19 protein-coding genes are annotated in these 21,197 nt (G+C 64.3%); 7 read left to right on the plus strand and 12 right to left on the minus strand.

Annotated features, from left to right (window positions below; all coding sequences use genetic code 11):
• Window positions 1-10: 10 nt before the first annotated feature.
• The 3 genes from FR728_RS11705 to FR728_RS11715 are packed head-to-tail and all read left to right on the plus strand — an operon-like array spanning window position 11 to window position 2,312.
• Window positions 11-1,552 carry an AMP-binding protein gene (locus FR728_RS11705; protein ID WP_149892830.1) on the plus strand — a complete coding sequence of 514 codons (1,542 nt, stop codon included), beginning with the start codon at window positions 11-13 and terminating at the stop codon, window positions 1,550-1,552.
• Entirely contained in the window at window positions 1,549-1,944 is a 396-nt protein-coding gene (locus FR728_RS11710; protein ID WP_149892831.1) for a MaoC/PaaZ C-terminal domain-containing protein, read from the plus strand. Before FR728_RS11705 ends, FR728_RS11710 begins: the two co-directional genes overlap by 4 nt.
• Window positions 1,941-2,312: a hotdog family protein gene (locus FR728_RS11715; protein WP_149892832.1), complete on the plus strand. Its 372-nt coding sequence runs from the start codon at window positions 1,941-1,943 to the stop codon at window positions 2,310-2,312. The genes FR728_RS11710 and FR728_RS11715 overlap by 4 nt, the downstream gene beginning before the upstream one ends.
• 38 nt (window positions 2,313-2,350) lie before the next feature.
• Here FR728_RS11715 and FR728_RS11720 read toward each other — a convergent pair whose 3' ends face one another.
• The 10 genes from FR728_RS11720 to FR728_RS11765 all read right to left on the minus strand — a co-directional run bounded on the left by FR728_RS11720 (window position 2,351) and on the right by FR728_RS11765 (window position 13,067).
• The gene (locus FR728_RS11720) at window positions 2,351-3,148 is read right to left on the minus strand and encodes an alpha/beta fold hydrolase (protein WP_149892833.1); all 798 of its coding nucleotides are present in this window, start codon (window positions 3,146-3,148) and stop codon (window positions 2,351-2,353) included.
• Window positions 3,145-4,206 (minus strand): branched-chain amino acid ABC transporter permease, encoded by a 1,062-nt coding sequence (locus FR728_RS11725; protein ID WP_149892834.1) that lies wholly within the window; start codon window positions 4,204-4,206, stop codon window positions 3,145-3,147. The genes FR728_RS11720 and FR728_RS11725 overlap by 4 nt, the downstream gene beginning before the upstream one ends.
• Window positions 4,207-4,216: 10 nt before the next feature.
• Window positions 4,217-5,245 (minus strand): branched-chain amino acid ABC transporter permease, encoded by a 1,029-nt coding sequence (locus FR728_RS11730; protein WP_149892835.1) that lies wholly within the window; start codon window positions 5,243-5,245, stop codon window positions 4,217-4,219.
• A complete protein-coding gene (locus FR728_RS11735) occupies window positions 5,242-5,967 on the minus strand; it encodes an ABC transporter ATP-binding protein (RefSeq protein ID WP_149892836.1) in 726 nt (241 codons plus the stop codon). The genes FR728_RS11730 and FR728_RS11735 overlap by 4 nt, the downstream gene beginning before the upstream one ends.
• Entirely contained in the window at window positions 5,964-6,737 is a 774-nt protein-coding gene (locus tag FR728_RS11740; RefSeq protein WP_149892837.1) for an ABC transporter ATP-binding protein, read from the minus strand. Before FR728_RS11740 ends, FR728_RS11735 begins: the two co-directional genes overlap by 4 nt.
• A 153-nt stretch (window positions 6,738-6,890) precedes the next feature.
• Window positions 6,891-8,090: a substrate-binding domain-containing protein gene (locus FR728_RS11745; protein ID WP_149892838.1), complete on the minus strand. Its 1,200-nt coding sequence runs from the start codon at window positions 8,088-8,090 to the stop codon at window positions 6,891-6,893.
• A gap of 241 nt (window positions 8,091-8,331) precedes the next feature.
• Entirely contained in the window at window positions 8,332-9,495 is a 1,164-nt protein-coding gene (uxuA, locus tag FR728_RS11750; RefSeq protein ID WP_149892839.1) for a mannonate dehydratase, read from the minus strand.
• Between the two features lie 52 nt (window positions 9,496-9,547).
• Window positions 9,548-10,279, minus strand: a complete 732-nt coding sequence (locus tag FR728_RS11755) for an FCD domain-containing protein (RefSeq protein ID WP_149892840.1) — start codon at window positions 10,277-10,279, stop codon at window positions 9,548-9,550.
• Window positions 10,276-12,066, minus strand: coding sequence for a glycoside hydrolase family 2 protein (locus FR728_RS11760; protein ID WP_149892841.1), 1,791 nt, complete (start codon window positions 12,064-12,066; stop codon window positions 10,276-10,278). Before FR728_RS11760 ends, FR728_RS11755 begins: the two co-directional genes overlap by 4 nt.
• Before the next feature lie 26 nt (window positions 12,067-12,092).
• On the minus strand, window positions 12,093-13,067 hold the full coding sequence (locus tag FR728_RS11765; protein ID WP_208998784.1) for a TRAP transporter substrate-binding protein: 975 nt from the start codon (window positions 13,065-13,067) through the stop codon (window positions 12,093-12,095).
• Between the two features lie 266 nt (window positions 13,068-13,333).
• Between FR728_RS11765 and FR728_RS11770 the strand changes: the two genes are divergently transcribed.
• From FR728_RS11770 to FR728_RS11785, 4 genes are all read left to right on the plus strand, one after another.
• Complete coding sequence (locus tag FR728_RS11770) at window positions 13,334-13,837, plus strand: TRAP transporter small permease (RefSeq protein ID WP_149892842.1); 504 nt, start codon at window positions 13,334-13,336, stop codon at window positions 13,835-13,837.
• Between the two features lie 25 nt (window positions 13,838-13,862).
• Window positions 13,863-15,161, plus strand: a complete 1,299-nt coding sequence (locus FR728_RS11775; protein WP_149892843.1) for a TRAP transporter large permease — start codon at window positions 13,863-13,865, stop codon at window positions 15,159-15,161.
• A complete protein-coding gene (locus FR728_RS11780) occupies window positions 15,161-17,536 on the plus strand; it encodes a glycoside hydrolase family 31 protein (RefSeq protein ID WP_149892844.1) in 2,376 nt (791 codons plus the stop codon). Before FR728_RS11775 ends, FR728_RS11780 begins: the two co-directional genes overlap by 1 nt.
• A gap of 206 nt (window positions 17,537-17,742) precedes the next feature.
• The gene (locus tag FR728_RS11785) at window positions 17,743-17,976 is read left to right on the plus strand and encodes a hypothetical protein (protein ID WP_149892845.1); all 234 of its coding nucleotides are present in this window, start codon (window positions 17,743-17,745) and stop codon (window positions 17,974-17,976) included.
• Between the two features lie 261 nt (window positions 17,977-18,237).
• Here FR728_RS11785 and aliA read toward each other — a convergent pair whose 3' ends face one another.
• On the minus strand, window positions 18,238-19,884 hold the full coding sequence (gene aliA / locus FR728_RS11790) for a cyclohexanecarboxylate-CoA ligase (RefSeq protein ID WP_149892846.1): 1,647 nt from the start codon (window positions 19,882-19,884) through the stop codon (window positions 18,238-18,240).
• Window positions 19,885-19,978: 94 nt separating this feature from the next.
• Entirely contained in the window at window positions 19,979-21,136 is a 1,158-nt protein-coding gene (gene aliB / locus FR728_RS11795; RefSeq protein WP_149892847.1) for a cyclohexanecarboxyl-CoA dehydrogenase, read from the minus strand.
• Window positions 21,137-21,197: the final 61 nt, after the last annotated feature.

The following is a 21,197-nucleotide window of genomic DNA, read 5'->3' on the forward strand; positions in this document are numbered from 1 at the left end:
GGAGGACGGGATGGAATGGCTGACCGACATGGCCGCAAAGCGGGCCGAACTGACACCGCACAGGGTCGCCTTTACCGACCATGACACCGGTGTCGACATGACGTTTGCCGAGATCAACGACCGGGCGACACGCTTCGCCAATGCCCTGCTCGACCGGGGACTGACCCCCGGCGATCGCATCGCCGTCCTTTGCATGAACCGGGCCGACTTCTTCGTCATCCTGTTTGCGGCCCAGAAGTCCCGCATCATCCTCATCCCGCTCAATTGGCGCCAGCCGCAAGCCGAACTCGAACCGATCCTTGCCCAGTCGCGGGCGAAGCTGCTCATCCACGATGCTGACTTCGCAGCCATCGCCGGGGCACTCGCCACGACCCTCGGCCTGCCGCTCTGCCCCATGGGCGAAGATGCGGCCAACAGGCCGGACAGCATGGAGGCGATGATCCGGGCAGCCTCGGCCTGCCCCGTCGGCGACGGCCGCATTCCGGCAGAAGCGCCCTGGTATCTGCTCTACACCTCGGGCACCACCGGCCTGCCCAAGGCGGCGATCCAGACCGCCGGCATGGCCTGGGCCAACATGGTCAACTATTCCATGGCGGCGACGCTCACCGGCTCCGACTGCTGCGTCAACTATCTGCCGCTCTTCCACACGGCCGGGATCAACCTGCCGACCCTGCCGCTGTTCCTGCTCGGCGGGCGCTCCATCATCCTGCGCAAGTTCGACGTGGATACGGTGGTGAGCCTGATGCACAAGGGCGAAGTCACCTCGTTCTTCGCGGTTCCGGCAATCTATCAGGCCCTGTCGCTCCATCCGGATCTCGAGGAGATCGATTTCTCGGCAATCAGCTATCTCGGCTGCGGCGGCGCGCCGATCCCGGAGCGGATCCTGACCGATTTTCTCAAGCTCGGCGCCACCATCTGCAACGGCATGGGCATGACCGAAACCGGGCCGACCGTGTTCCTGATGGATCCGGACCGGGCCGAGGAAAAGATCGGCTCCGTCGGCAAGGCACAGATCCTGACCGACGTGCGCCTGCAGGACATCAACGGCATGATCATCGAGGGGGAAGGCGAAGGCGAGCTGCAGCTTCGCGGCCCCGGCATCACGCCTGGCTACATGGACAACCCGGAGGCGACCGCAAACGCCTTCACGGAGGATGGCTGGCTCCGCTCCGGCGACGTCGCCCGGCGGGACGCGGACGGCTATTACTTCATCGTCGACCGGATCAAGGACATGTACATTTCCGGCGGCGAGAACGTCTATCCGGCAGAGGTGGAGCGGGTCCTGACCACCCATCCGGCGATCCTCGAGGCCGTGGTCATTGGCGTTGAGGACGCGAAATGGGGCGAAGTCGGCGCGGCCTTCCTGCTGGAACGGCCCGGCAGCACGCTAGGCACCGCAGAGCTGCCCGCCTGGTGCCGCACGCTGCTTGCCCCCTACAAGGTGCCGAAGAGCTTCCATGTGGTGAACGAGCTGCCCCGCACCGCTGCCGGCAAGGTACGCAAGAACATCCTGAGAGACAGCTTCAGAAAGGCCGAGGAGACATCCTCATGACGACACTCATGCCCGACCCCATAACCGAGATCCGCGCCACCTGGACGCCGACCCAGCAGGACTTCGACGATTTCGCCGCCCTCTCGGCGGACAACAATCCGATCCACGTCGATCCGGCCTTCTCCGCCGAAACCCGTTTTGGCCGCACCGTCTCCCACGGCATGCTGCTTTATACGCGTGTCTACGGTCTGCTGCAGAAGCACTGGCCGGGACAGGGGCACATGGTTCAATCGCTGATGTTTCCGGCACCCTCCTATGCGGATGAGGAACTCGTCATCCGCCTCACCCCCGATGCCGCCGACCCGCGCCGCATCGCCATCGAGATCGCGCGCCAGGCCGACGGGATCGTGACCCTGAGCGGAGAATGCCAGCTTTCCGGAGACGCCGCATGACCTTCGAGATCGGACAATTGAGCGAGATCACCCGCACCTATTCGGCAGAGGACATGATCGCGTTCAAGCGCCAGGCGGCGCTCGACGGTGCGGTGCCCGAAACCGTACCCGGCCCGCTGATCGGCGCGCTCTTCTCCTATCTGCTCGGGGTGAAACTCCCCGGTCGCGGCACCAATTATCTCAAGCAGGACATGCGCTTTCTGACCGACGCGCCGCTCGACACGGCCCTGACCGCCCGGGTCACCGTAACCCGCCTGCGCCCGGAAAAGCATCTGGTCGATCTGGAAACCACCTGCACCACGGCAGACGGCGTGCGCGTCTGCGAAGGCCGGGCGCTTGTCTATGTGGAGGATGTGGGCAAGGGCTGAAGCCGCAGGCGGGCGTCACCGCCCGCATTCCGTCCGGCTCAACCGAGAAGACCCAGGAGCCAGGCATTGAAGGCGTCACGCTCTTCCAGATGCGGCGCATGGCCGGAGCGCTCGAAGAGACGGATATCGACACCGGCCACATGAGCCCGATGCCAGGCGGCGACCTCCGGCCCGTAAAGCTGGCTCTGCGCCCCGAAGCAGAGATGCAGCGGCACGTCGAGATCACGGGAAAGAAAGTCGCGAAAGTCCTGCGCTGTCAGCGAGGCCCACATGGGCTTCAGCAGGGCTGGATCGGCCCCGGCGATTTCCGCATTCGTATGAGCCAGCAGCTCCGGATCGGTCCCGCTGTCGCGGGCAAAGATGCGGTGCGCAATGCGCGGCGCCATGACCGCCCAGTCGCGGGTCATGCCGTCCAGCACCAGAGCATTGCGCGCGGCATCCAGATCGCCGCCCGACCCCAGCGCCCAGTCCGGACCGTTCAGAACCTTCGGCGTCATGTCGATGGCAATGATCCGGGCGATCCGGGCGGTGCCGTGGCGTTGGGCAAGGGAATAGGCCACATGCGCGCCCATGGACCAGCCGCAGAGGGTCACATTGCTGTGGCCGCCTCTGTCGAGAAGCTCGGCCACCCCATCGGCGGCCGCCTCGATGCTCAGATCGCCGTCAAAGGCGCCCGTGCGGCCATGGCCGGGAAGATCGGGAACCAGAACCTGATGCGACCCTTCCAGCGCCTCGACCTGACCGGCGAAGAACCCGCCGTGGCACGACCAGCCATGCAGCAGCAGGACCGGATCCCCCTCGCCGCCTTGCTGAAGATAAAGCCCGCCGGATGTCATGCACGCGCCTTGCGCAGCCGTCCGACAATGCCGGTCGGGAAGAAATAGACGGAGAGGATGAAGAGCACGCCGAGCCACAGCAGCCAGCGGTCGGCGGCAATCAGGTCCGATACCACCGGCACTGCGCTGATGGCGCTGGATGCGGCACCCATCAGACCTTGCAGATAGGTCTGCGCCAGGATGAAGAGGGTCGCCCCCAGCACCGCGCCATACATGGTTCCCATGCCGCCGATCACCACCATCAGCAGGATGTCGATCATGATCTCCATGGAGAGCGTCGTGGCGGGTCCCGTGTAGCGGAGCCAGACGGCCAGCAGCGATCCGGCAAGGGCGGCGACCACCGCCGACATGACCGTGGCGGTGGTGCGGTACCAGACCACCCGGTAACCGATGGCCTCGGCGCGGAAGTCATTGTCGCGCACGGCCTGCAGCGTCCGGCCGAAGGGCGAATTGACCACCCTGAGCAGCATCAGGAAGAGACAGAGCGCCACCGTGAAGACCAGATAGTAGGACAGCACCTTGCCGTTGACGCTGGTCCCGAAGATCTTCGCCGAAAACAGCTTGAAGGCCGGTGTCAGCTCTCTCGGGATCTTGTAGTTGAGCCCGTCCTCGCCGCCGGTCAGCCAGGACATCTGCGACACCAGCACGGCGAAGGCACTGGCAACCGCGAGCGTCACCATGGCAAAGAAGATTGCCTTCACCCGCAGCGAGAACAGCCCGATGGCCAGCGCGAAGAGCGCGGCAACCAACGCCCCCGCCGCGCTGCCCCAGACAATCGACAGGAAACTCGGCCCCGTGGAGGAAAGCGCCAGCGCGGTGCCATAGGCACCGATGCCGAAGAACATGGTGTGGGCGAAGGAGACGATGCCGGCATAGCCGAGCAGCAGGTCGTAGCTCGCCACCAGCACGATGAAGATGCAGATGCGGGCTGCCGTCTCCAGCGACTTGGTGCCCGGCAGCAGGAAGGGGGCGAAGGCGAGCGTCAGCAGGATGACCAGCAGCAGGGCGGTGAGAACCGGGCTGCGTGGCGTGTCGCCGGAGAGAAGTCGTTTCAGCATGTCTCTCTCCTCACTTCGCCTTGACCACGGGATAAAGTCCTTGCGGCCGCCACATGAGAATGACCACCATCAGCCCGATGGTGGAGACCAGCGCCACCTTGGGCTCGAGGAAGGCCGTGTAATTGGACAGGAGCCCGACGAGCAGCGCGCCGATGAAGCAGCCCTCCACCGAACCGAGCCCGCCGATGATGACCACGATGAACACCAGCACCATGATGTCGGAGCCCATGTGCGCGGTGATCGTCTCCTGATAGAGCCCCCACATGACGCCGCCGAGACCGGCCAGCGCGGAGCCTGCCATGAAGACCAGCAGGAACAGCCGCTTCACCCGGTAGCCCAGCGCCTCGACCATCTCGCTGTTCTCGACGCCTGCGCGCACCAGCAGGCCGATCCGCGTCGACCGCAGGATGTGGCGCATGACCAGGAACAGCACGAGGCCGATGCCCACTGCGACCAGCCGGTATTTTTCGATGGCCGCGTTGCCGAGCAGGATCGAGCCCTGCAGGCTCTGCGGCCGGGCAACGTGGATCGCGTCCGGACCCCAGAACACGTAGATGAGCTGCTGGGCAACGATGAGCCCGCCCATGGTCACCAGGATCTGTTTCAGATGCTGTCCATAGACCGGCATCACGATCACGCGCTCGAAGGCATATCCCATCAGTCCGGTCACCGTCATGGCCACGAGGATGGCCACAAGGACGGCGGCAAGATTGAGGAAGACACTGGGGGCGGATGCCCAGCCACCGAGCCAGATCAGGATGGAGAAGCCAACGAAGGCGCCGACGGACACGAAGGCACCGTGACCGAAGTTGATCACGTCCATCAACCCGAAGACCACGGTCAGCCCGGAGGCCATGATGAACACCATCAGCCCCATCGCGACCCCTGCGACCGTCAGGGTCAGCCAGGTCGAGGGATTGCCGATTGCCAGCAGTCCGGCGAGGGCCAACGCCGGCACCAAGAGCAGGGGCGCCTTGTCGGCCAGTCGGTCGGAAAGGGAGACCTTCTCGATCCTCGGCTTGATTGCACTACCGCTCATTGATGCGCCTCCAGGCTCAGGCCCATCAACCGCTCCTGCAGGTCGACGTCGGCCACAAGCTCCGCCATGTCGCCCGCATGGACGATATGCCCGTCATCCATGATGGCCACCGTGTCGCCGATGCTGGAGGCCATGGCGAAGTTCTGTTCCACCAGCAGGATGGTGGTCTCGGTTTCCTTGAGCTGGCGCAGGGCATCGGTCATCGACTTGATGATGGCCGGCGCCAAACCCTTGGTCGGTTCGTCGATCAGGATGAGCTGACGCGGCTCGATGATGGCCCGCGACACGGCGAGCATCTGCTTCTGGCCGCCGGAAAGCGTGCCGGCCGAGGAGTTCCAGAAGGTGCCGATCGGCGGAAACAGGTCCTGGATCCAGGCGAGACGCTTCGGGTCCATTCCGCCGCGGCTGGCGGCCAGGGTCATGTTTTCAGCCACCGTCAGATCGGTGAAGATGCCCATGTTTTCAGGCACGAAGGCAATGCCGCTGCGCGAAATCGACGGCGTGTCGAGCCGGGTGATCTCGCGGCCGCCAAAGCTGATGCGGCCGCGGCTTGCGGTCCACAGGCCCATGACGGTGCGCAGGGTGGTCGACTTGCCGGCGCCATTGCGGCCCAGCAGCACGGACACGCCCCCCTCAGGCACGACGAGATCCACCCCTTGCAGGATGTGATAGGGCCCGATGTGGGTGTGGACGCCCTCGAGCGTCAGAAGGGGCGTGGTCATTGGGCGGCCTCCGGCACCTTGCCGAGATAGGCTTCCTGAACGATCGGCATGGCGATCACGGCGGCAGGTTCGCCTTCGGCAACGAGCGCCCCGTTGTGCAGGACGATGATCCGGTCGGCGAGCGAGCGGATGACGTCCATCTTGTGTTCCACCAGCAGGATGGTGCGGTCCATGTCCTGTTTCAGGGTCCTGATCAGGTCGAGGATGACCGGAACTTCGTCGACGCTCATGCCGGCGGTCGGCTCGTCGAACATCAGCACCTGCGGCCCGAGCGCGATCAGCAGCGCCACTTCGAGCTTGCGCTGGTCGCCGTGGGACAGGGCGGAAACGATCCGGTCCCCGTCGTCCAGCAGGCGCACCTCGGCGAGCACATGCTCGGCGCGCTCGATCAGCTCGATGTGGCTATCGGCCATTGAGAACATGTCGAAGCCCTTGCCGGCCTTGGCCTGGGCAACGAGCCGAACATTCTCGCGCACGCTGAGCGAGGGAAACAGGTTGGTGAGCTGGAAGGCGCGGCCGATGCCGCGCGCCGTGCGCTCGGGAACCGAAGCGCGCGTGATGTCGGCGCCATTGAGCAGCACCTGCCCGGACGTCGCCTTGAGCTGACCCGAGATCAGATTGAAATAGGTCGTCTTGCCGGCGCCGTTCGGCCCGACGATGGCCGTCAGCGTGCCGCGCGGAAAGGCGCAGCTCACGTGATCGACCGCCACATGACCGCCGAAGCGGATGGTCACATCACGGGTTTCGAGAATGGGGTGTTCTGTGGTCACGTCCGGATCCAGACAGGGTCGCGAGGGGGCGTACGGGCGCGGCGCAGCAGGCAGGCCTTCGCAAAGAGCGCAAAGGGCAGGCCCTGAAGGACAGCGCCAGGAGGACAGCACCTGGAAGACGGCGGCGGCCGGAGTGGCCGCCGCGGCCTGGGGTCACTTGTTACGAACGGGGATGTTCATGTCCTCGATCTTCAGCTCGCGGACGAGTTCCGGAATGCCCCACTCGACATTCGGGTCGACCCGGATTTTGAAGTGGTACATGGACTGCAGCGCCTGGTGATCTTCCTTGCGGAACACCATCTTGCCCTTCGGCGTCTCGAACTCCATGCCTTCCATGGCCGCGATCAGGGCTTCCGTATCCGTGGAGCCGGCCTTGCGCAGTGCATCGACAATCGCGATCCCGGCGGACATGCCGCCTGCGGTGAAGAAGTCCGGCGGAGTGCCGAAGCGCTTCTGGTGCTCGCTCACGAGCCAGTCGTTCACCGGGTTCTTCGGAATGTCGTAGTAATAGTAGGTGGCGCCTTCCATGCCCGGCAGGGACTTGTAGGCCTTCATGGCCGCCAGAATGTTGCCGCCGGTAGAGATCTCGATGCCGAAGCGCTGGGGCTCCATGGCCTGGATCTTGCCGATCGGGTTGTTGCCGCCGGCCCAGATCACGAAGAGGAACTTGCGGCCCGGCTTGTCCTTGAGCGCGTCGAAGATGCGCTGTGCGGCAGCGGTGAAGTCCTGGGTATCGGTCGGTGCATATTCCTCAAAGGCCAGTTCGGCACCCGTACCGGCAAGCGCTTCCTTGAAGGCGGCGACGCCGTCATGGCCGAAGGCATAGTCCTGCGCCAGCGTCGCGATGGTTACATCCTTGGCACCAAGGGCCACCGCGTTGGAAATCGCGTCTTGCGAGGAGTTACGGCCGGTGCGGAAGATGAAGCGGTTCCAGTCCGCCCCGGTGATGCTGTCGGCAACCGCCGGCTCCACCAGCAGGATCTTGCCGTATTCCTCGGCGACGGGAAGCATGGCGAGCGCCACCCCAGAGGACACCGGACCGACCGCGATGGCCGCATCGTCATCGCCAAAGGCTTCGGCCAAGGCTGCCTTGCCGATATCCGGCTTGAGCTGCGTATCCTTCTCGATGACCACCAGCTTGTTGCCGTTGATCTCCATGGAGCCGTCGGTGGCGTATTCCAGCCCCATCATCAGCCCGGTGTGCGACTGCTTGGCATAAGCCTCCAGCGCGCCGGTCATGCCGTAGACATGCGCAATCTTGATGTCGTCGGCGACAGCAACGCCTGTGCCGGCGGACAATGTCAGCAAGCCGGCCAGAACCGAGCCGGGCAAACCCTTCCAACAGAAAGTCATACTTGAAATCCTCCCAAACAAGCCCGCCGGTCCGAGGACCCCTCCCCCGCACGTCTCCCGCGTGCGGTTCATGGCCAGAGCTTGGAAATATGTGAAACATGAATCAGTATTCATGTCAATCGCACTGCCGCACCAGCCTCTGGGCTGGATCCGGGGTCCGGCCCCGCGCAGGCGGTCACCGCGCCGGCGGCCGCGCACGGCCGTCCGACGGCTTGAAGGTCAGTCGTGCAGGGGGACCGGCCTAGGCCATGCGGGCCGAGAGGGCCCTCGCGACGCCGCGAATCTCGGCGAGACCGCGCAGGCGGCCAATGAGCGGATAACCGGGATTGGTCTTGCGCTGGAGATCGTCCTTCATCGCGTGGCCATGATCGGGCCGGAAGGGCAGCGAGCGTCCTGAGGCCCGCTCGATCTCGAGGAGGGCCTGCACCACCTCGACCATGTCCACATCGCCGTCCAGATGGTCCGCCTCGTGGAAGCTGACCCCGTCGGCCTCTCGTCGGGTGGCCCGCAGGTGCACGAAATGGATGCGCTCCCCATGGGCGCGGATCATGGCCGGCAGGTCATTGTCGGCCCGCACCCCGTAGGAGCCGGTGCAGAAGGTGAAGCCATTCGCCGGACTGTCGACCATCTCGGCGATTGCCGCCATATCGTCGCGCGTCGAGACCACGCGCGGAAGACCGAAAAGCGGTCTTGGCGGGTCGTCGGGATGAATGGCAAGGACCACGCCCGCCGCCTCCGCCCGCGGAACCACAAGGCGCAGGAAGGCCGCAAGGTTGGCGCGCAATTCACGGGATCCAATGCCCCGATAGGCCTCCAGCCGCTCGCGGAAGCTGGCCAGCGAATAGCTTTCTTCCGACCCGGGCAGACCGGCGATGACGGTCCGCGTCAGCCGGTCGCGTTCCGCGTCATCGGTCTGGGCGACGCGCTCGCCGGCGCGCGCGACGATCTCCGGCAGATGATCCGCCGCAGCACCCGGTCGGCCCAGGATGTGCAGATCGAACATCGCCAGGTCCACCGCGTCATAGCGCAGGCAGAGCGCGCCGTTCTCAAGCTCATGGGCAAGATCGGTTCGGGTCCAGTCGAGGACCGGCATGAAATTGTAGCAGATGGTCCGAATACCGCAGGCCGCAAGGTTCTCGAAACTCTCCGCCCAGGCCTCTGCATGGGACTGCCAGCCGGGTGCGCCGGTCTTGATGTCCTCATGCACGGGGATGCTCTCCACCACCTGCCACTCGAGGCCCGCCGCGCGGATCATCGACTGGCGCTCGAGGATCCGCTCCTTCGGCCACACGACACCATTGGGCAGGTCATGCAGGGCCGTGACAATCCCGCTCGCCCCGGTCTGGCGGATATCCGCAAGCGTCACCGGATCATTGGGGCCGAACCAGCGCCACGTTTCCTTCATCACTCTCTCCCGCAAGGCTCGCAGGGAACCCTGTCGCATGTTTCCGCTGGGGTCAGCCGAGCTGGCCGATAGGTTGGAACAGGTAGCCGTCGAATTCCGGGTCTTCCACATCCGACACGTCCATGAGCGTCTCGCGGACATTCTCAAGATGCTGCCACATGGCACGGCGGGCGGCCTGAGGGTCCTTGTTCTGCAGCGCCAGAAGGATCGCCCGATGGTCGTCGAGCCAGGCCTTGCGATAGTCGCCGTCGAAAATGCGCTCATGCAGCCGCGCCCACATCGAGCTCTGTTCGCGCTTGTTCCAAAGCTCCTGAACCATGTCGACCAGCACCGAATTCTGCGTTGCCTCGGCGATCAAGCGGTGGAACATCTCGTCGCCGCTGTAGTCCGGATTGCCGGTCTCGATCCCGCGGCGCTCCACGTCCAGCGCTTCCTTCATCCGCACGATGTCGTTCTTCGTCACCATTTCGGCGGCAAAGGCGGCAATGTTGCTTTCCAGAAGCTGGCGCGCCTGCAGCAGCTCAAAGGGACCGATGTCATCGCGAAGAGGCGGCGCTTTGTCATCCGGACTGGAACGCAGATAGACCCCGGAGCCCTGCCGCACTTCCACCAGCCCCTCGATTTCCAGCATGATCAGGGCTTCGCGGACGAGGGAGCGGGAAACGCCCAGCTCCTCGGAAACCTGCCGTTCGGCCATGAGGCGCTCACCCTGTTTCATACCACGTGCCCGAATGAGCTGACGAAGCTCATGCGCAACATCCTGGTATCGACGGGAGGTGGTCATGCGATGTCGTCCTTGGCTTTCAACCCTTCGTAAAATGCACGGAGCACCTCGAAGGCCGGCTTCCTTGTTGTCTTGTCCGCGCCGATCAGACCCTTCCGGTTGAACCCGCGCTGGAACACATTCTGGCGGCGCTCGACCCGGAAATCATAGAGGATCCACGGCGAGATACCCCGAATATAAGATAGACGGCTAAGGGTTTCGATCTGCTTCTCGTAGACCTCCCGCTGATACGAGATGCTGAACAGCCCCTTTTCCGGTCCGTGGACCGTGTGATCGCCATCCGCGCCGGTCTCGGAAATCACCACCGGCCGGTCGGGATCGGAATTGCGGCCAATCTCGATCAGCTCGTCGAAATTCTCCTCGTACCAGCCGTAATACTCATTGAGGCCGATGACGTCGATATGCCGGGCCAGCCTGTCCTCGATCTTCAGCCGGGCGTGGTTCACCAGACAGGCCGCCGAGATCAGACGGGTCGGATCTTCCTCACGAGCGACATCCGTCAGCCCGCGCATGAAGTCCAGCCGCGCGTCTGTGTCGGGATTCTCGTTGCCGATGGACCAGATGATGACGCTTGCCCGGTTCCGGTCGCGCCGGATCAGCTCGCGCAGCTGGTTTTCCGCATCGCGCCGTGTCGCGGGATTGGCGAAATCGATGGCCCAGTAGACGGGAATTTCCTCCCAGAGCAGGAAGCCCAGCTCATCCGCCAGCTCGGCCGCCATCTCGTGGTGGGGATAGTGGGCCAGCCGCAGGAAGTTGCAGCCCAGATCCCGTGCATGGGCAAAGCGCTGGCGCAGGTCCGCCTCGCTCGTGCACTTGCCGCGGAGCTCATCGTCCTCATGCACGGAGATCCCGCGCAGGAACAGGGGCTGACCGTTCAGATAAAGATCCGTGCCCCGGCGCTCGATGGTGCGGAAGCCCACCCGGTCGTGAACCACGTCACCGCCGGCCTCGACGCGAATATCATAAAGCTTCGGATGGTCCGGCGCCCACAACTCGGGCGACACATCCAGATCGACCTCGCCGCGTCCGAGGTCCAGCGCAAGGCTTTCATCAACGCCCAGCTCCGCAATGACGACACGCGCCGCCTCTGACGGACCGTCGACCTCCACGGTTACCTTGACGCGGCCTTCCGACAGACGCGCGAACAGGCCCCGGATGACGGTCGCCGGCGTCTCGTAGAGCGAGACCTCCCGATAGACGCCGCCGTAGTTGAACCAGTCCGTGTTGCGCATCGGCACCCGGTCCAGGGTCCGGGTGTTGTTGACGCACAGCATGATCCAGTTCTCGCCCGCCCGCAGCGCGTCACTCACCTCGACGCAGAAGGGCGTGGACCCGCCGTAGTGGTTCCCGATGAAAGCGCCGTTGATGAAGACCTTGCAGTCATACTGGGCAGCACCGATGCGCAGGAAGCGCCGCCTCCCCCCGGCCAGTTCGTCAACCGTGAGAGAGCGGGTGTACCAGGCAGAACCCTCGAAGAAATACCATTTCTCCTTCAGCATCTGCCAGCAGGAAGGAACCGGCACCGTCTCGCCCTGATAGGGATCATAGTCCCAGGGTTCGATCCGGTCTTCCGGCGCTTCCGGCAGCATGGAGAACCATTTCTGCCGGAGACCGGTATCGAGCAGATCGACACAGAAGTTCCAGTCGCCGTCCAGGGAGAGGCCTTGCCTCCCCCTGGTGAAGATCAGCGTCTCTGCATTCAGGTTCTGCAGGTTGAAAGGACGGTCATAGTCCTCGTCGTGCAGACACTGAAGGGCATTTTCTGCGAGATCCGATCGTTCGAGCATGTGCCGGTTCCTTGGGTTTTCCGACCTTAATTGGCGGCCTTGATGCGGGCGATCAGGTCAGCCAGGTTCTGCGACTTGGCGGCCACTTCCTCATGCATCGGCAGCACGGCTTCCACGAACGGGCCCTTCTCCACCTGATGAACGTTCACCCCGAGCTCCTTCTGGGCGGCTTCGATGGCCGCATCCGAGGCAGCGTTCCAGGCAGCGCGATGAGCGGCCATGGATTCCAGCGCCGCCTGACGCAGGGCGGTGCGCTGGTCTTCCGTCAGGGCGTCATAGGCGCAGTTAGAAATCACCACGACCGACGGGATCATGGTGTGTTCGTCGAGCGAGAAGTGCTTGGCCACTTCGCCGTGACGGGCGGTGGTGAGAGCGGTCGGGTTGTTTTCCGCACCGTCGACCACACCCTGCTGCAGGGCGCTGTAAAGCTCGCCCCAGGCGATCGGCGTCGGGTTGCCGCCGAGAAGCTCGACCATGCGGATGGCCGAGGGGCTCGGCTGAACGCGGATCTTCATGCCCTTCAGATCGGCCGGCGACGTGATGGGACGGTCGCCATAGAAGGAGCGGGCGCCTTCCGTGTAGTAGGCGACACCGCGGAAGCCCTGGGCAACCGACGCGTTGAGGATGTCAGCGCCGATCTCGCCGGTGACGACCGTGTTGAAATGCTCTTCGGACTGGAAGATGTACGGCAGGTTCAGAGCCGAATAGCTTTCCTCGAAGGCTTCCAGCTCCGACGCGTTGGAGCGGGCCATCTCGAGAGCGCAGCTCTGGACCAGTTCCATGGATTCGCGCTGGGTGCCGAGCTGGGCGTTCGGGTAGATGCGGATCTTGACCTCGCCATTCGTCAGTTCGGCGACACGGTCCGCCATGACCTGCATCGAAATGTGAACAGGATGCTCCGGCGGGTTGTTGTGGTTGAGGCGCAGGGTGGCGGCTTCCGCCGTAAGGGTTGCGCCGAGAATCGCGGTTGCTGCAACTGCAGACAGATAAGAAATCTTCATTTTAGAAATTCCTCCCAAGGACTGACCGCGCCAGAACTGCGCGCGGCCGAAAGTCAATTGGTCCCCCAACGCCAAGACGCCGCTCCGGTCGACCAATCGCCCAAGAACATTTGCCAAAATTGAAAATCAGTCAACCAGCTGAATGAAATTGGTTGACCAATTGCGTGCGCTCGTGAATTCTGCTGAGGGGAAAATGGTGAAAAATCAGAGTTGGGAGGACTCCACCATGCGCCAATCAAGAGCCTGTGCCCTGCAGGAGGCCGCCGATGCGTAATGCCATCGACACTCTTCTGCGATCGACCATCGTCGTGATCTTTTCCATCCTGGTTGTCTGTGTGTCCTGGCAGGTCATCAGCCGGTTCATTCTTGGAACGCCCAGCACATCCACCGACGAGCTGGCCCGGTTCCTCTTCATGTGGCTGGCCCTGATCGGTGGCGCCTACACGCTCGGACAGCGCCGCCATCTGGCCATCGACCTGCTGACCCTGCACCTGAGCGGCAGACGCAAGATGATTTCCGAACTCGTCATCATCGGCGTGATCGCGCTCTTCTGCGCCATCGTGATGGTCTATGGCGGCGGCCAGCTCGTGGTGCGCACCCTGTCCTCAGGCCAGGTCACGCCCAGCCTTCAGCTGCCCATGGGCTACGTCTATGGCGCCATCCCCTTCGCCGGCCTCGTGATGCTCTATTACTGCCTCACGTTCTGCCGCGACCTTTTTGCAGGCCGGAGCCTCAACACCGACGCCGCCGCCTTCGGCCCGCTCGACTGAGGCCATTTCATTCCGGGAGATTTTCATGGCCAGTGCGGCTCTCTTGCTTTTCGGCGTCTTCGGTCTGCTGACCGCAATCGGCGTCCCCGTTGCCTTTGCCATCGGCGCCTCCGCCGCCGTGACGTTCCTTCTCTTCATGGACTTCAACCAGTCCGTCTTCATCGTCGCCCAGCAGATGGCCTCGGGTCTGGACAGCTTCACCCTGCTGGCCATTCCCTTCTTCATTCTGGCGGGCAACATCATGAACCGGGGCGGCATCGCCGTGCGGCTGATCGCCTTCGCCCAGGTTCTTGGGGGGCGCCTGCCCGGCGCACTGGCCCATTGCAACGTGCTGGCCAACATGATGTTCGGCTCCATCTCCGGCTCGGCCGTGGCCGCGGCGGCAGCCGTCGGCGGCGTCATGGCCCCCTTGCAGAAGAAGGAAGGCTATGACCCGGCGTTTTCCGCCGCCGTCAACATTGCCTCCTGCCCGACCGGCCTTTTGATCCCGCCCTCGGCCACGCTGATCGTCTATTCCCTCATCACCGGCGGAACCTCCATCGCCGCCCTCTTCGTCGCCGGCTATGTGCCGGGCATCCTGATGGGCTTCGGCCTGATGGCGGTTGCCGGGATCATCGCCAAGCGGCGCGGCTATCCGGTCGCCCCCAGGTCAAGCTGGGCCCAGGTGCTTGAGGCCACGCGCAACGCCATTCTGCCGCTGGGTCTGGTCATCGTGGTCATGGGCGGCATCATCTCCGGCGCCTTCACCGCCACCGAAGCCTCGGCCATCGCGGTTCTCTACACCCTGATCCTCGCTCTCTTCTGGTATCGGGAAATCAGCCTGAAGGACCTGCCCTCGATCGTGCTGGATTCCGCCGTCACCACGTCGATTGTCCTGCTCATGATCGGCGCCAGCATCGCCATGAGCCGCGCCATGGCCTTTGGCGACATTCCCTACGCCCTGTCCGATGCCCTGCTCGGCATCTCCGACAATCCGATCATGATTCTGCTGGCGATCAACGTCGCCCTGCTGATCGTTGGAACCTTCATGGACATGACCCCGGCGCTGCTGATCTTCACGCCCATCTTCATGCCCGTGGTTCAGAGCCTGGGCATGGACCCGGTCCATTTCGGCATCGTGATGACCTTCAACCTGTGCATCGGCATCTGCACCCCGCCGGTCGGCTCCGCCCTCTTTGTCGGCTGCTCCGTCGGGGGCACCAGCATCGGCGCCGTCATCCGTCCGCTTCTGCCCTTCTATGCGGTCCTGTTCGTCCTGCTGCTTCTGGTCACCTTCGTTCCGGAAATCAGCCTCGCCCTTCCGAAACTGCTTCTGGGTTACTGATGAAAACGCTGAGAAACTGGAGCCTCGCAAAGGCCCTCCCCACCGGGGTCGAGCTTGTGGTCGAGGGCCGGCACGCCCTGAGGATCGCCGTTCTCGAGGCGAACCTGCTTCGGGTCTCCCTGCTGAAGGATAAGACCTGGCGGCTGGACCGGAGCTGGAGCGTGGCACAGGACGGGGATGCCCCCTTCGAAGGCCGCTCCCGCGACAGCCATGCCGGCTTCACCTGCCCTGCCTTCGACTTCGTGCAACAGGCGGACCGCATCGTCATCTCGACCGATGTCATCCGTCTGACGATCTCGCATCCCCTGCATCTCCAGTGGGAGGCCCGGATCGCCGGCGAATGGAAGATCTTCGCGCAGGACCGGCCGACCGGCGGCATGATGCTCGGCGTGCGCGATCATCGTCACGCGCATTTCCTCTCCCGCGCAAGCGAGGAGAAGGTCTTCGGCCTGGGCGAGAAGGCAGGCCTCCTGGAGCGGTCCGGGCGGCGCTATGAAATGCGGAACCTCGACGCGATGGGCTACGATGCCCAGACCACCGACCCGCTCTACAAGCACATTCCCTTCACCCTGACCCGGACGCAGACGGCCGGCTGCTGGTCGATCTTCTACGACAATCTGGCCGGAGCCTGGTTCGATCTCGGCAACGAGCTCGACAATTATCACCGTCCCTATCGCAGCTACCGCGCCGAGGACGGCGACCTCGACTATTACATGTGCTGGGGTCAGGATCTCGCCGGGCTGGCAACCCATCAGGCCAGACTGACGGGTGGCACCGCCTTCCCCCCGCGCTGGACGCTGGGCTACTCCGGCTCCACCATGTCCTATACGGATGCTACGGACGCGCAGGCCCAGCTCGAAGGCTTCCTTGAAAAGCTGGCCGAACACGATATCCCCTGCGACAGCTTCCAGCTCTCCTCCGGCTACACCTCCATCGGTGACAAGCGCTACGTCTTCAACTGGAACACCGAAAAGGTGCCGGACGCCCTCGCCATGACGGGAAAGTTCCGCGAGGCAGGTGTCCACCTCATCGCCAACATCAAGCCCTGCCTGCTTCAGGATCATCCGCGCTATGACGAGGCCGCAGAGGCGGGCCTCTTCATCACCGACAGCGAAGCCGACCGCCCGGAGCGCTCGCTCTTCTGGGATGACGAAGGATCCCACCTCGATTTCACCCGTCCGGAGACCGTCCGCTGGTGGCAGGAAAATGTCACCCGCCAGCTTCTGGAAAAGGGGATCGGGTCCACCTGGAACGACAACAACGAATACGAGATCTGGGACGACCTGGCCCGCTGTTCCGGCTTCGGGCGCGAGATCCCGATCAGCCTGATCCGCCCCGTTCAACCCATCCTCATGACCCGGGCGTCCGAGGAAGCCCAGAAGCGTCACGCACCCGGCAAGCGGCCTTATCTGATCAGCCGCTCCGGGGCGCCCGGCCTGCAGCGCCATGCCCAGACATGGACCGGCGACAACCGCACCTCGTGGGAGACCCTTCGTTGGAACATCCGCATGGGTCTCGGCCTGTCCCTCTCCGGCTTCTTTAACATCGGTCACGATGTCGGCGGCTTTGCCGGCCCCCGGCCCGACCCGGAGCTTCTGGTGCGCTGGGTGCAAAATGGCATCTTCCACCCCCGCTTCACCATTCACAGCTGGAACGACGACCAGACCGCCAACGAGCCCTGGATGTATCCGCAGGTCACCGACCACATCCGCGAGGCGATCCGGCTGCGCTATCGGCTGCTGCCCTATCTCTACACCCTGCTGTGGCGGGCCTCGGCCTTCAACGAGCCCATGATCCGGCCGACCTTCCTCGAGTTCCCCGAAGACGCCATGTGCTGGGAAGACACGGACGACTTCATGCTCGGCCCGGACCTTCTCGTCGCCAATGTGGTCGAACAGGGCGCCACGAGCAGGAAGGTCCGGTTGCCCGGCAACCCCTCCGGCTGGTGGGACTTCTTCGCCGGAACCTGGCACCCGGGCGGCAGCGTGCTGAACCTGCCCGTCGATCTGGGCACCATGCCGCTCTTCTCGCGTGCGGGCGCAATCCTGCCGCTGGGACGCGGTGCCAGCCGGGCGCATCCCGCCGCCGAGACGGCACGCGACCTCGCGCTCTTCCCCGTGCCGGGCGAGGGTTCGGCCACCGGCATGCTCTATGAGGATGATGGCGTGAGCGCGGATGCGCCCTACAGCCTTCTCGCCTTATCCCTCGACGGTGATGCCGACACCCTGACCCTGAGATGGGATCAGCAGGGGAACGCGGCCCCGATCCTCGGCCGCGCCCGGGTGATCCTGCCGGCCTCCGAACGCCGACCGCTTGTTGTCGGCGGCAAGGTCACGGCAAGCGGGGGCGAGATCGACCTCACCCAGGCCCCCTGATCGGGCCGGAGAGAGCAAGACAGATCGGGAGGCCAAGCACGGGCCTCCCGGGTCCCTTCCCCCAATGGCATCAAGCCTTCACCGCAACAGAGCCATCGGTCGAGAGGCTGGAAAGGCGCGGATTGCCACCCTTGCCGCAGAACTCTGTTTGAAGTCGGGGCGGAAAATGTGCTAACCGCCAGCCAGACAACATCAGGAATGCACCCGTGAGCGAACTGACCGTAGCCGAAGCAACCGACGCCATCTATGCCTCCCTGCAGGCAGACAATGAAGACATCGACCTGCACATCGCAGCCCTCAAGGCCGCGCTGAAGCGTGAGGGCCTCAAGGAAGCCGTTCTGGAGCCGACCCGGCTTGTCCAGAACAACCGCTCCGGCCGCAAGCTGCTGCAAGCCTATTTCCGCCAGCGCGGCGTGACGGTGAGCTTCGCCAAGGACTGACAGACGCGGCGAGCGCGCGCGCCCTAATCCGCTGTGCCAGACAAGGGCCTGGCCTCGCACGCCCTTGCTGCTCCGAGCTTTGAAATGCAAAGGGCCTCTCTCCTGTCTCAGGCAGGAGAGAGGCCCCGCTTCACGCCTCATCGTGTTGGCTGCGTGCCCCCCATCTGGCAGACGGCCACGACGAGGAGCGCAAACGAGAACCGCCAGTCTTTGCGAGGACAGTCGGGCAAAGGCTGGCGGCTATCGAGGGCTGTGGGAGGGTCAGCCCTTGAGTTCGTCGCTCAGGATCTTGCGCAGGGCGAACTTCTGGATCTTGCCCGACGCGGTGGACGGCAGCGCATCACAGATTTCCAGCCGCTCCGGCCAGTAGTTGCGCGAGAAGTGATGCTCCTTGAGGAAGGCCTGCATGTCCTCGAACGAGAAGGACTGACCGGGACGCAGCACCACGAAGGCACAGGCACGCTCGCCCAGACGCTCGTCCGGATAGCCGACGATTGCGACCGTGGAGATGGCGGGGTGCTTGAACAGCACGCTTTCAACCTCGACCACGGGAATGTTCTCCGCCCCGCGAATGATGATGTCCTTGGACCGGCCGCAAATGCGGATGTAGCCCTCGGCATCCTTGCGGGCGATGTCACCGGTGTCGAACCAGCCCTCGGCATCAACGTTGTTCCACTGCGGACGCTTGAGATAGCCGCCGAAGTTGGAACAGCCGCGCACGAAGAGTTCCCCCTCCTCGCCGGCACCCGCCTCGCTGCCATCCGCGCGCCGCACCTGCAGCTCCATGCCGGCAAGCGGCAGACCGTCGCTGTTGATCGAGCGGTCGTCCGGATCTTCCGGACTGGTCAGGGTCACGGCACCGTTTTCCGTCATGCCCCAGGCCGAGACGATCTTCGCCCCGAGCACCGATTGCGCCCGCTCCACCACCGGGCCCGGAATGGCCGTGCCGGCGCAGAGGAAGATCCGCAGGGACGAGCAGTCGCTCTTCGCCTCCTCGACGGCGGCTGCAAGATCCATCAGGAACGGGGTCGAGGCCATGGTGAAGGTCACCCCTTCCTCCGCGACGACCCGGGCGGCAATGGTCTTGTCCCACAGGTCCATGACCACGGTGCGTGCCTGAAGCTGGATCGGCATCAGCAGCCCGTACATGAAGCCGGTCTGATGGGCCATGGGCGAGGCCATGAGGATCACGTCGTCAGCACCCAGATGCAGCCGGTCCGCATATGGGACCAGGTTAGAATACATGGTGTTGGCGGTGTGCATCACCCCCTTGGGCTCACCGGTGGTGCCCGAGGTGTAGATCAGCTGACAGACATCATTGGCACCCGGCAGGGACCGGCTGACGATCTGCGCAAGCTCCGGCTCGTCGTCGAGCGCCGGATCGAAGAGGAGGCCTTCCAGATCCCGCGCGCCCTCGCCGCCGCTCACCAGCACGTGGCTGAGATGGGGCAGGTCGGGCAACATGCCGTCAACCATCTGCTCGTGATCGAAACCGCGGAACAGCTTCGGGATGACGAAGACCTTCGTCTCCCCGTGCTTGAGCATGAAGCTCAGCTCGCGCTCACGGAAGATGTGCATGACCGGGTTGAAGACCGCACCGAGACGGGCGCAGCCCAGATAAGTCGCGACGAACTGCCAGCCATTCGGCAGCTGACAGGACACCACGTCATCCTTCACCACCCCCAGACGCGACAGGCCGACGGCGGCCCGATCGGCCAGCCGATCGAGCTCTGCCCAGGTGAGGTCCCGGCGATCGCCGGAGGGAACGGAAATGGACGTCAGCGCCAGTTTGTCCGGCCCGGCCGCAAGGCAGGCGGCGAAATAGTCGTTCACGGTCTTGCCGTGCCAGAACCCCTTCTCGGTCATCTCGCGAATACGGGGTTCGATCAGGACTGCATCGAATTTCACGGGGTTTCCTCCTCTTTATTGCGACCCTTGATCCGGGTCTCCCCACCCGGATCAGGCCCCCTTCTTCCCTCTGGCGGCGCGCTCGTCTGCAGCCTCAGGCTGCAGACGTCGCCTTTCCCGCCCGCTCACGGGCGATGATGTTCTTCATGATGTGCGCCGTGCCGTCGCCGATCTGCAGGCCAAGCACGTCGCGCAGACGCTGCTGGAACGGGAAGTCTTCCGAATAGCCAGCATGGCCGTGGATCAGCAGGCAGGCATGGATGGCCTCATAGGCCAGAAGCGGCGGCCACCACTTGGTCATGGCCGCTTCCGCGGTATGCGGCAGCCCCTGATCCTTCAGCCACAGCGCGTTCATGGACATGAGGCGGGCCGCCTCCAGCTTGGTGTCGAAATCGGCCAACTGATGGGTGACGCCCTGGAAGGCCGCCAGCGGCTTGCCGAAGGCTTCACGCTCGGTGATGTAGGCCCAGGTCTCGTCCAGACTCTGGCGCGCGGTCCCGATGCACTGCAGGCCGATGAGCGAGCGCGAGAAGTCGAACCCGTGCATCACCTGGGCAAAGCCCTTGCCCTCCTCGCCCAGCAGGTATTCCGCCGGAACCCGGACGTTGTCGAACCAGATCGAGCCATGGCCGACCGAGTTCTGACCGCAATTGGCGAATTTCGAGGTCGAGATCCCCGGCAGGTCCAGCGGGATGAGCAGGGCGGAAACGCCCCGCGCCCGGTCCTCCGGCTTGCCCGTGCGGGCAAAGGTGACCACGCCCTTGGCGATCTGGTTGGCGGAGATCGACGTCTTCTCGCCATTGATGATGTAATGGTCGCCGTCGCGCTCCATGCGCAGGCCGAGGTTCGCCGCATCCGATCCGCCCTTGGGCTCGGTCAGGGCGATGGCCAGCATATGCTCGCCCGCCGTCAGACCGGGAAGCCACTCGCGGGCAACCTCGGGCCGGGCAAACCGGCGCAGGATCTGTCCGTTGAGCGAGGCCAGGAGCGAGGCATAGCCGAAGGTGAAGTCAGCGCGGGCGATTTCCTCGACGATCACACCGGAATAGAGGAAGGCCGCGCCCATGCCACCGAATTCTTCCGGCAGTTCCGGGGCAATCAGGCCCAGTTCGCCCATTTCCCGCAGCAGGCTCATGTCGAAACGGCCAGCCTTCTCGCGCCCAAGATAGCCCGGCGCCACCCGCTCACGGGCAAACTTGCGGGCGAGGTCGCGGATCTGGTCCAGTTCCTCGGTATCGAAAATCGTTCTCATCCTGCCCTCCCATGCGCAGGCAATGAGGACGCCGGGGGCCTGGCCCGCCGACGCCCGCCTT

The organism is Roseibium aestuarii (genome assembly GCF_008477545.1).
In the GTDB taxonomy this organism is placed as follows: Bacteria; Pseudomonadota; Alphaproteobacteria; order Rhizobiales; family Stappiaceae; genus Roseibium; species Roseibium aestuarii.

Coding starts and splice junctions, on each gene's coding strand:
- FR728_RS11765 (WP_208998784.1), bottom strand. CDS start 13,067: ATGAAGATTTCTTATCTGTCTGCAGTTGCAGCAACCGCGATTCTCGGC.
- FR728_RS11755 (WP_149892840.1), bottom strand. CDS start 10,279: ATGACCACCTCCCGTCGATACCAGGATGTTGCGCATGAGCTTCGTCAG.
- FR728_RS11715 (WP_149892832.1), top strand. CDS start 1,941: ATGACCTTCGAGATCGGACAATTGAGCGAGATCACCCGCACCTATTCG.
- FR728_RS11705 (WP_149892830.1), top strand. CDS start 11: ATGGAATGGCTGACCGACATGGCCGCAAAGCGGGCCGAACTGACACCG.
- FR728_RS11745 (WP_149892838.1), bottom strand. CDS start 8,090: ATGACTTTCTGTTGGAAGGGTTTGCCCGGCTCGGTTCTGGCCGGCTTG.
- FR728_RS11780 (WP_149892844.1), top strand. CDS start 15,161: ATGAAAACGCTGAGAAACTGGAGCCTCGCAAAGGCCCTCCCCACCGGG.
- FR728_RS11730 (WP_149892835.1), bottom strand. CDS start 5,245: ATGAGCGGTAGTGCAATCAAGCCGAGGATCGAGAAGGTCTCCCTTTCC.
- uxuA (WP_149892839.1), bottom strand. CDS start 9,495: ATGAAGGAAACGTGGCGCTGGTTCGGCCCCAATGATCCGGTGACGCTT.
- aliB (WP_149892847.1), bottom strand. CDS start 21,136: ATGAGAACGATTTTCGATACCGAGGAACTGGACCAGATCCGCGACCTC.
- FR728_RS11710 (WP_149892831.1), top strand. CDS start 1,549: ATGACGACACTCATGCCCGACCCCATAACCGAGATCCGCGCCACCTGG.
- FR728_RS11775 (WP_149892843.1), top strand. CDS start 13,863: ATGGCCAGTGCGGCTCTCTTGCTTTTCGGCGTCTTCGGTCTGCTGACC.
- FR728_RS11735 (WP_149892836.1), bottom strand. CDS start 5,967: ATGACCACGCCCCTTCTGACGCTCGAGGGCGTCCACACCCACATCGGG.
- FR728_RS11720 (WP_149892833.1), bottom strand. CDS start 3,148: ATGACATCCGGCGGGCTTTATCTTCAGCAAGGCGGCGAGGGGGATCCG.
- FR728_RS11770 (WP_149892842.1), top strand. CDS start 13,334: ATGCGTAATGCCATCGACACTCTTCTGCGATCGACCATCGTCGTGATC.
- FR728_RS11725 (WP_149892834.1), bottom strand. CDS start 4,206: ATGCTGAAACGACTTCTCTCCGGCGACACGCCACGCAGCCCGGTTCTC.
- FR728_RS11760 (WP_149892841.1), bottom strand. CDS start 12,066: ATGCTCGAACGATCGGATCTCGCAGAAAATGCCCTTCAGTGTCTGCAC.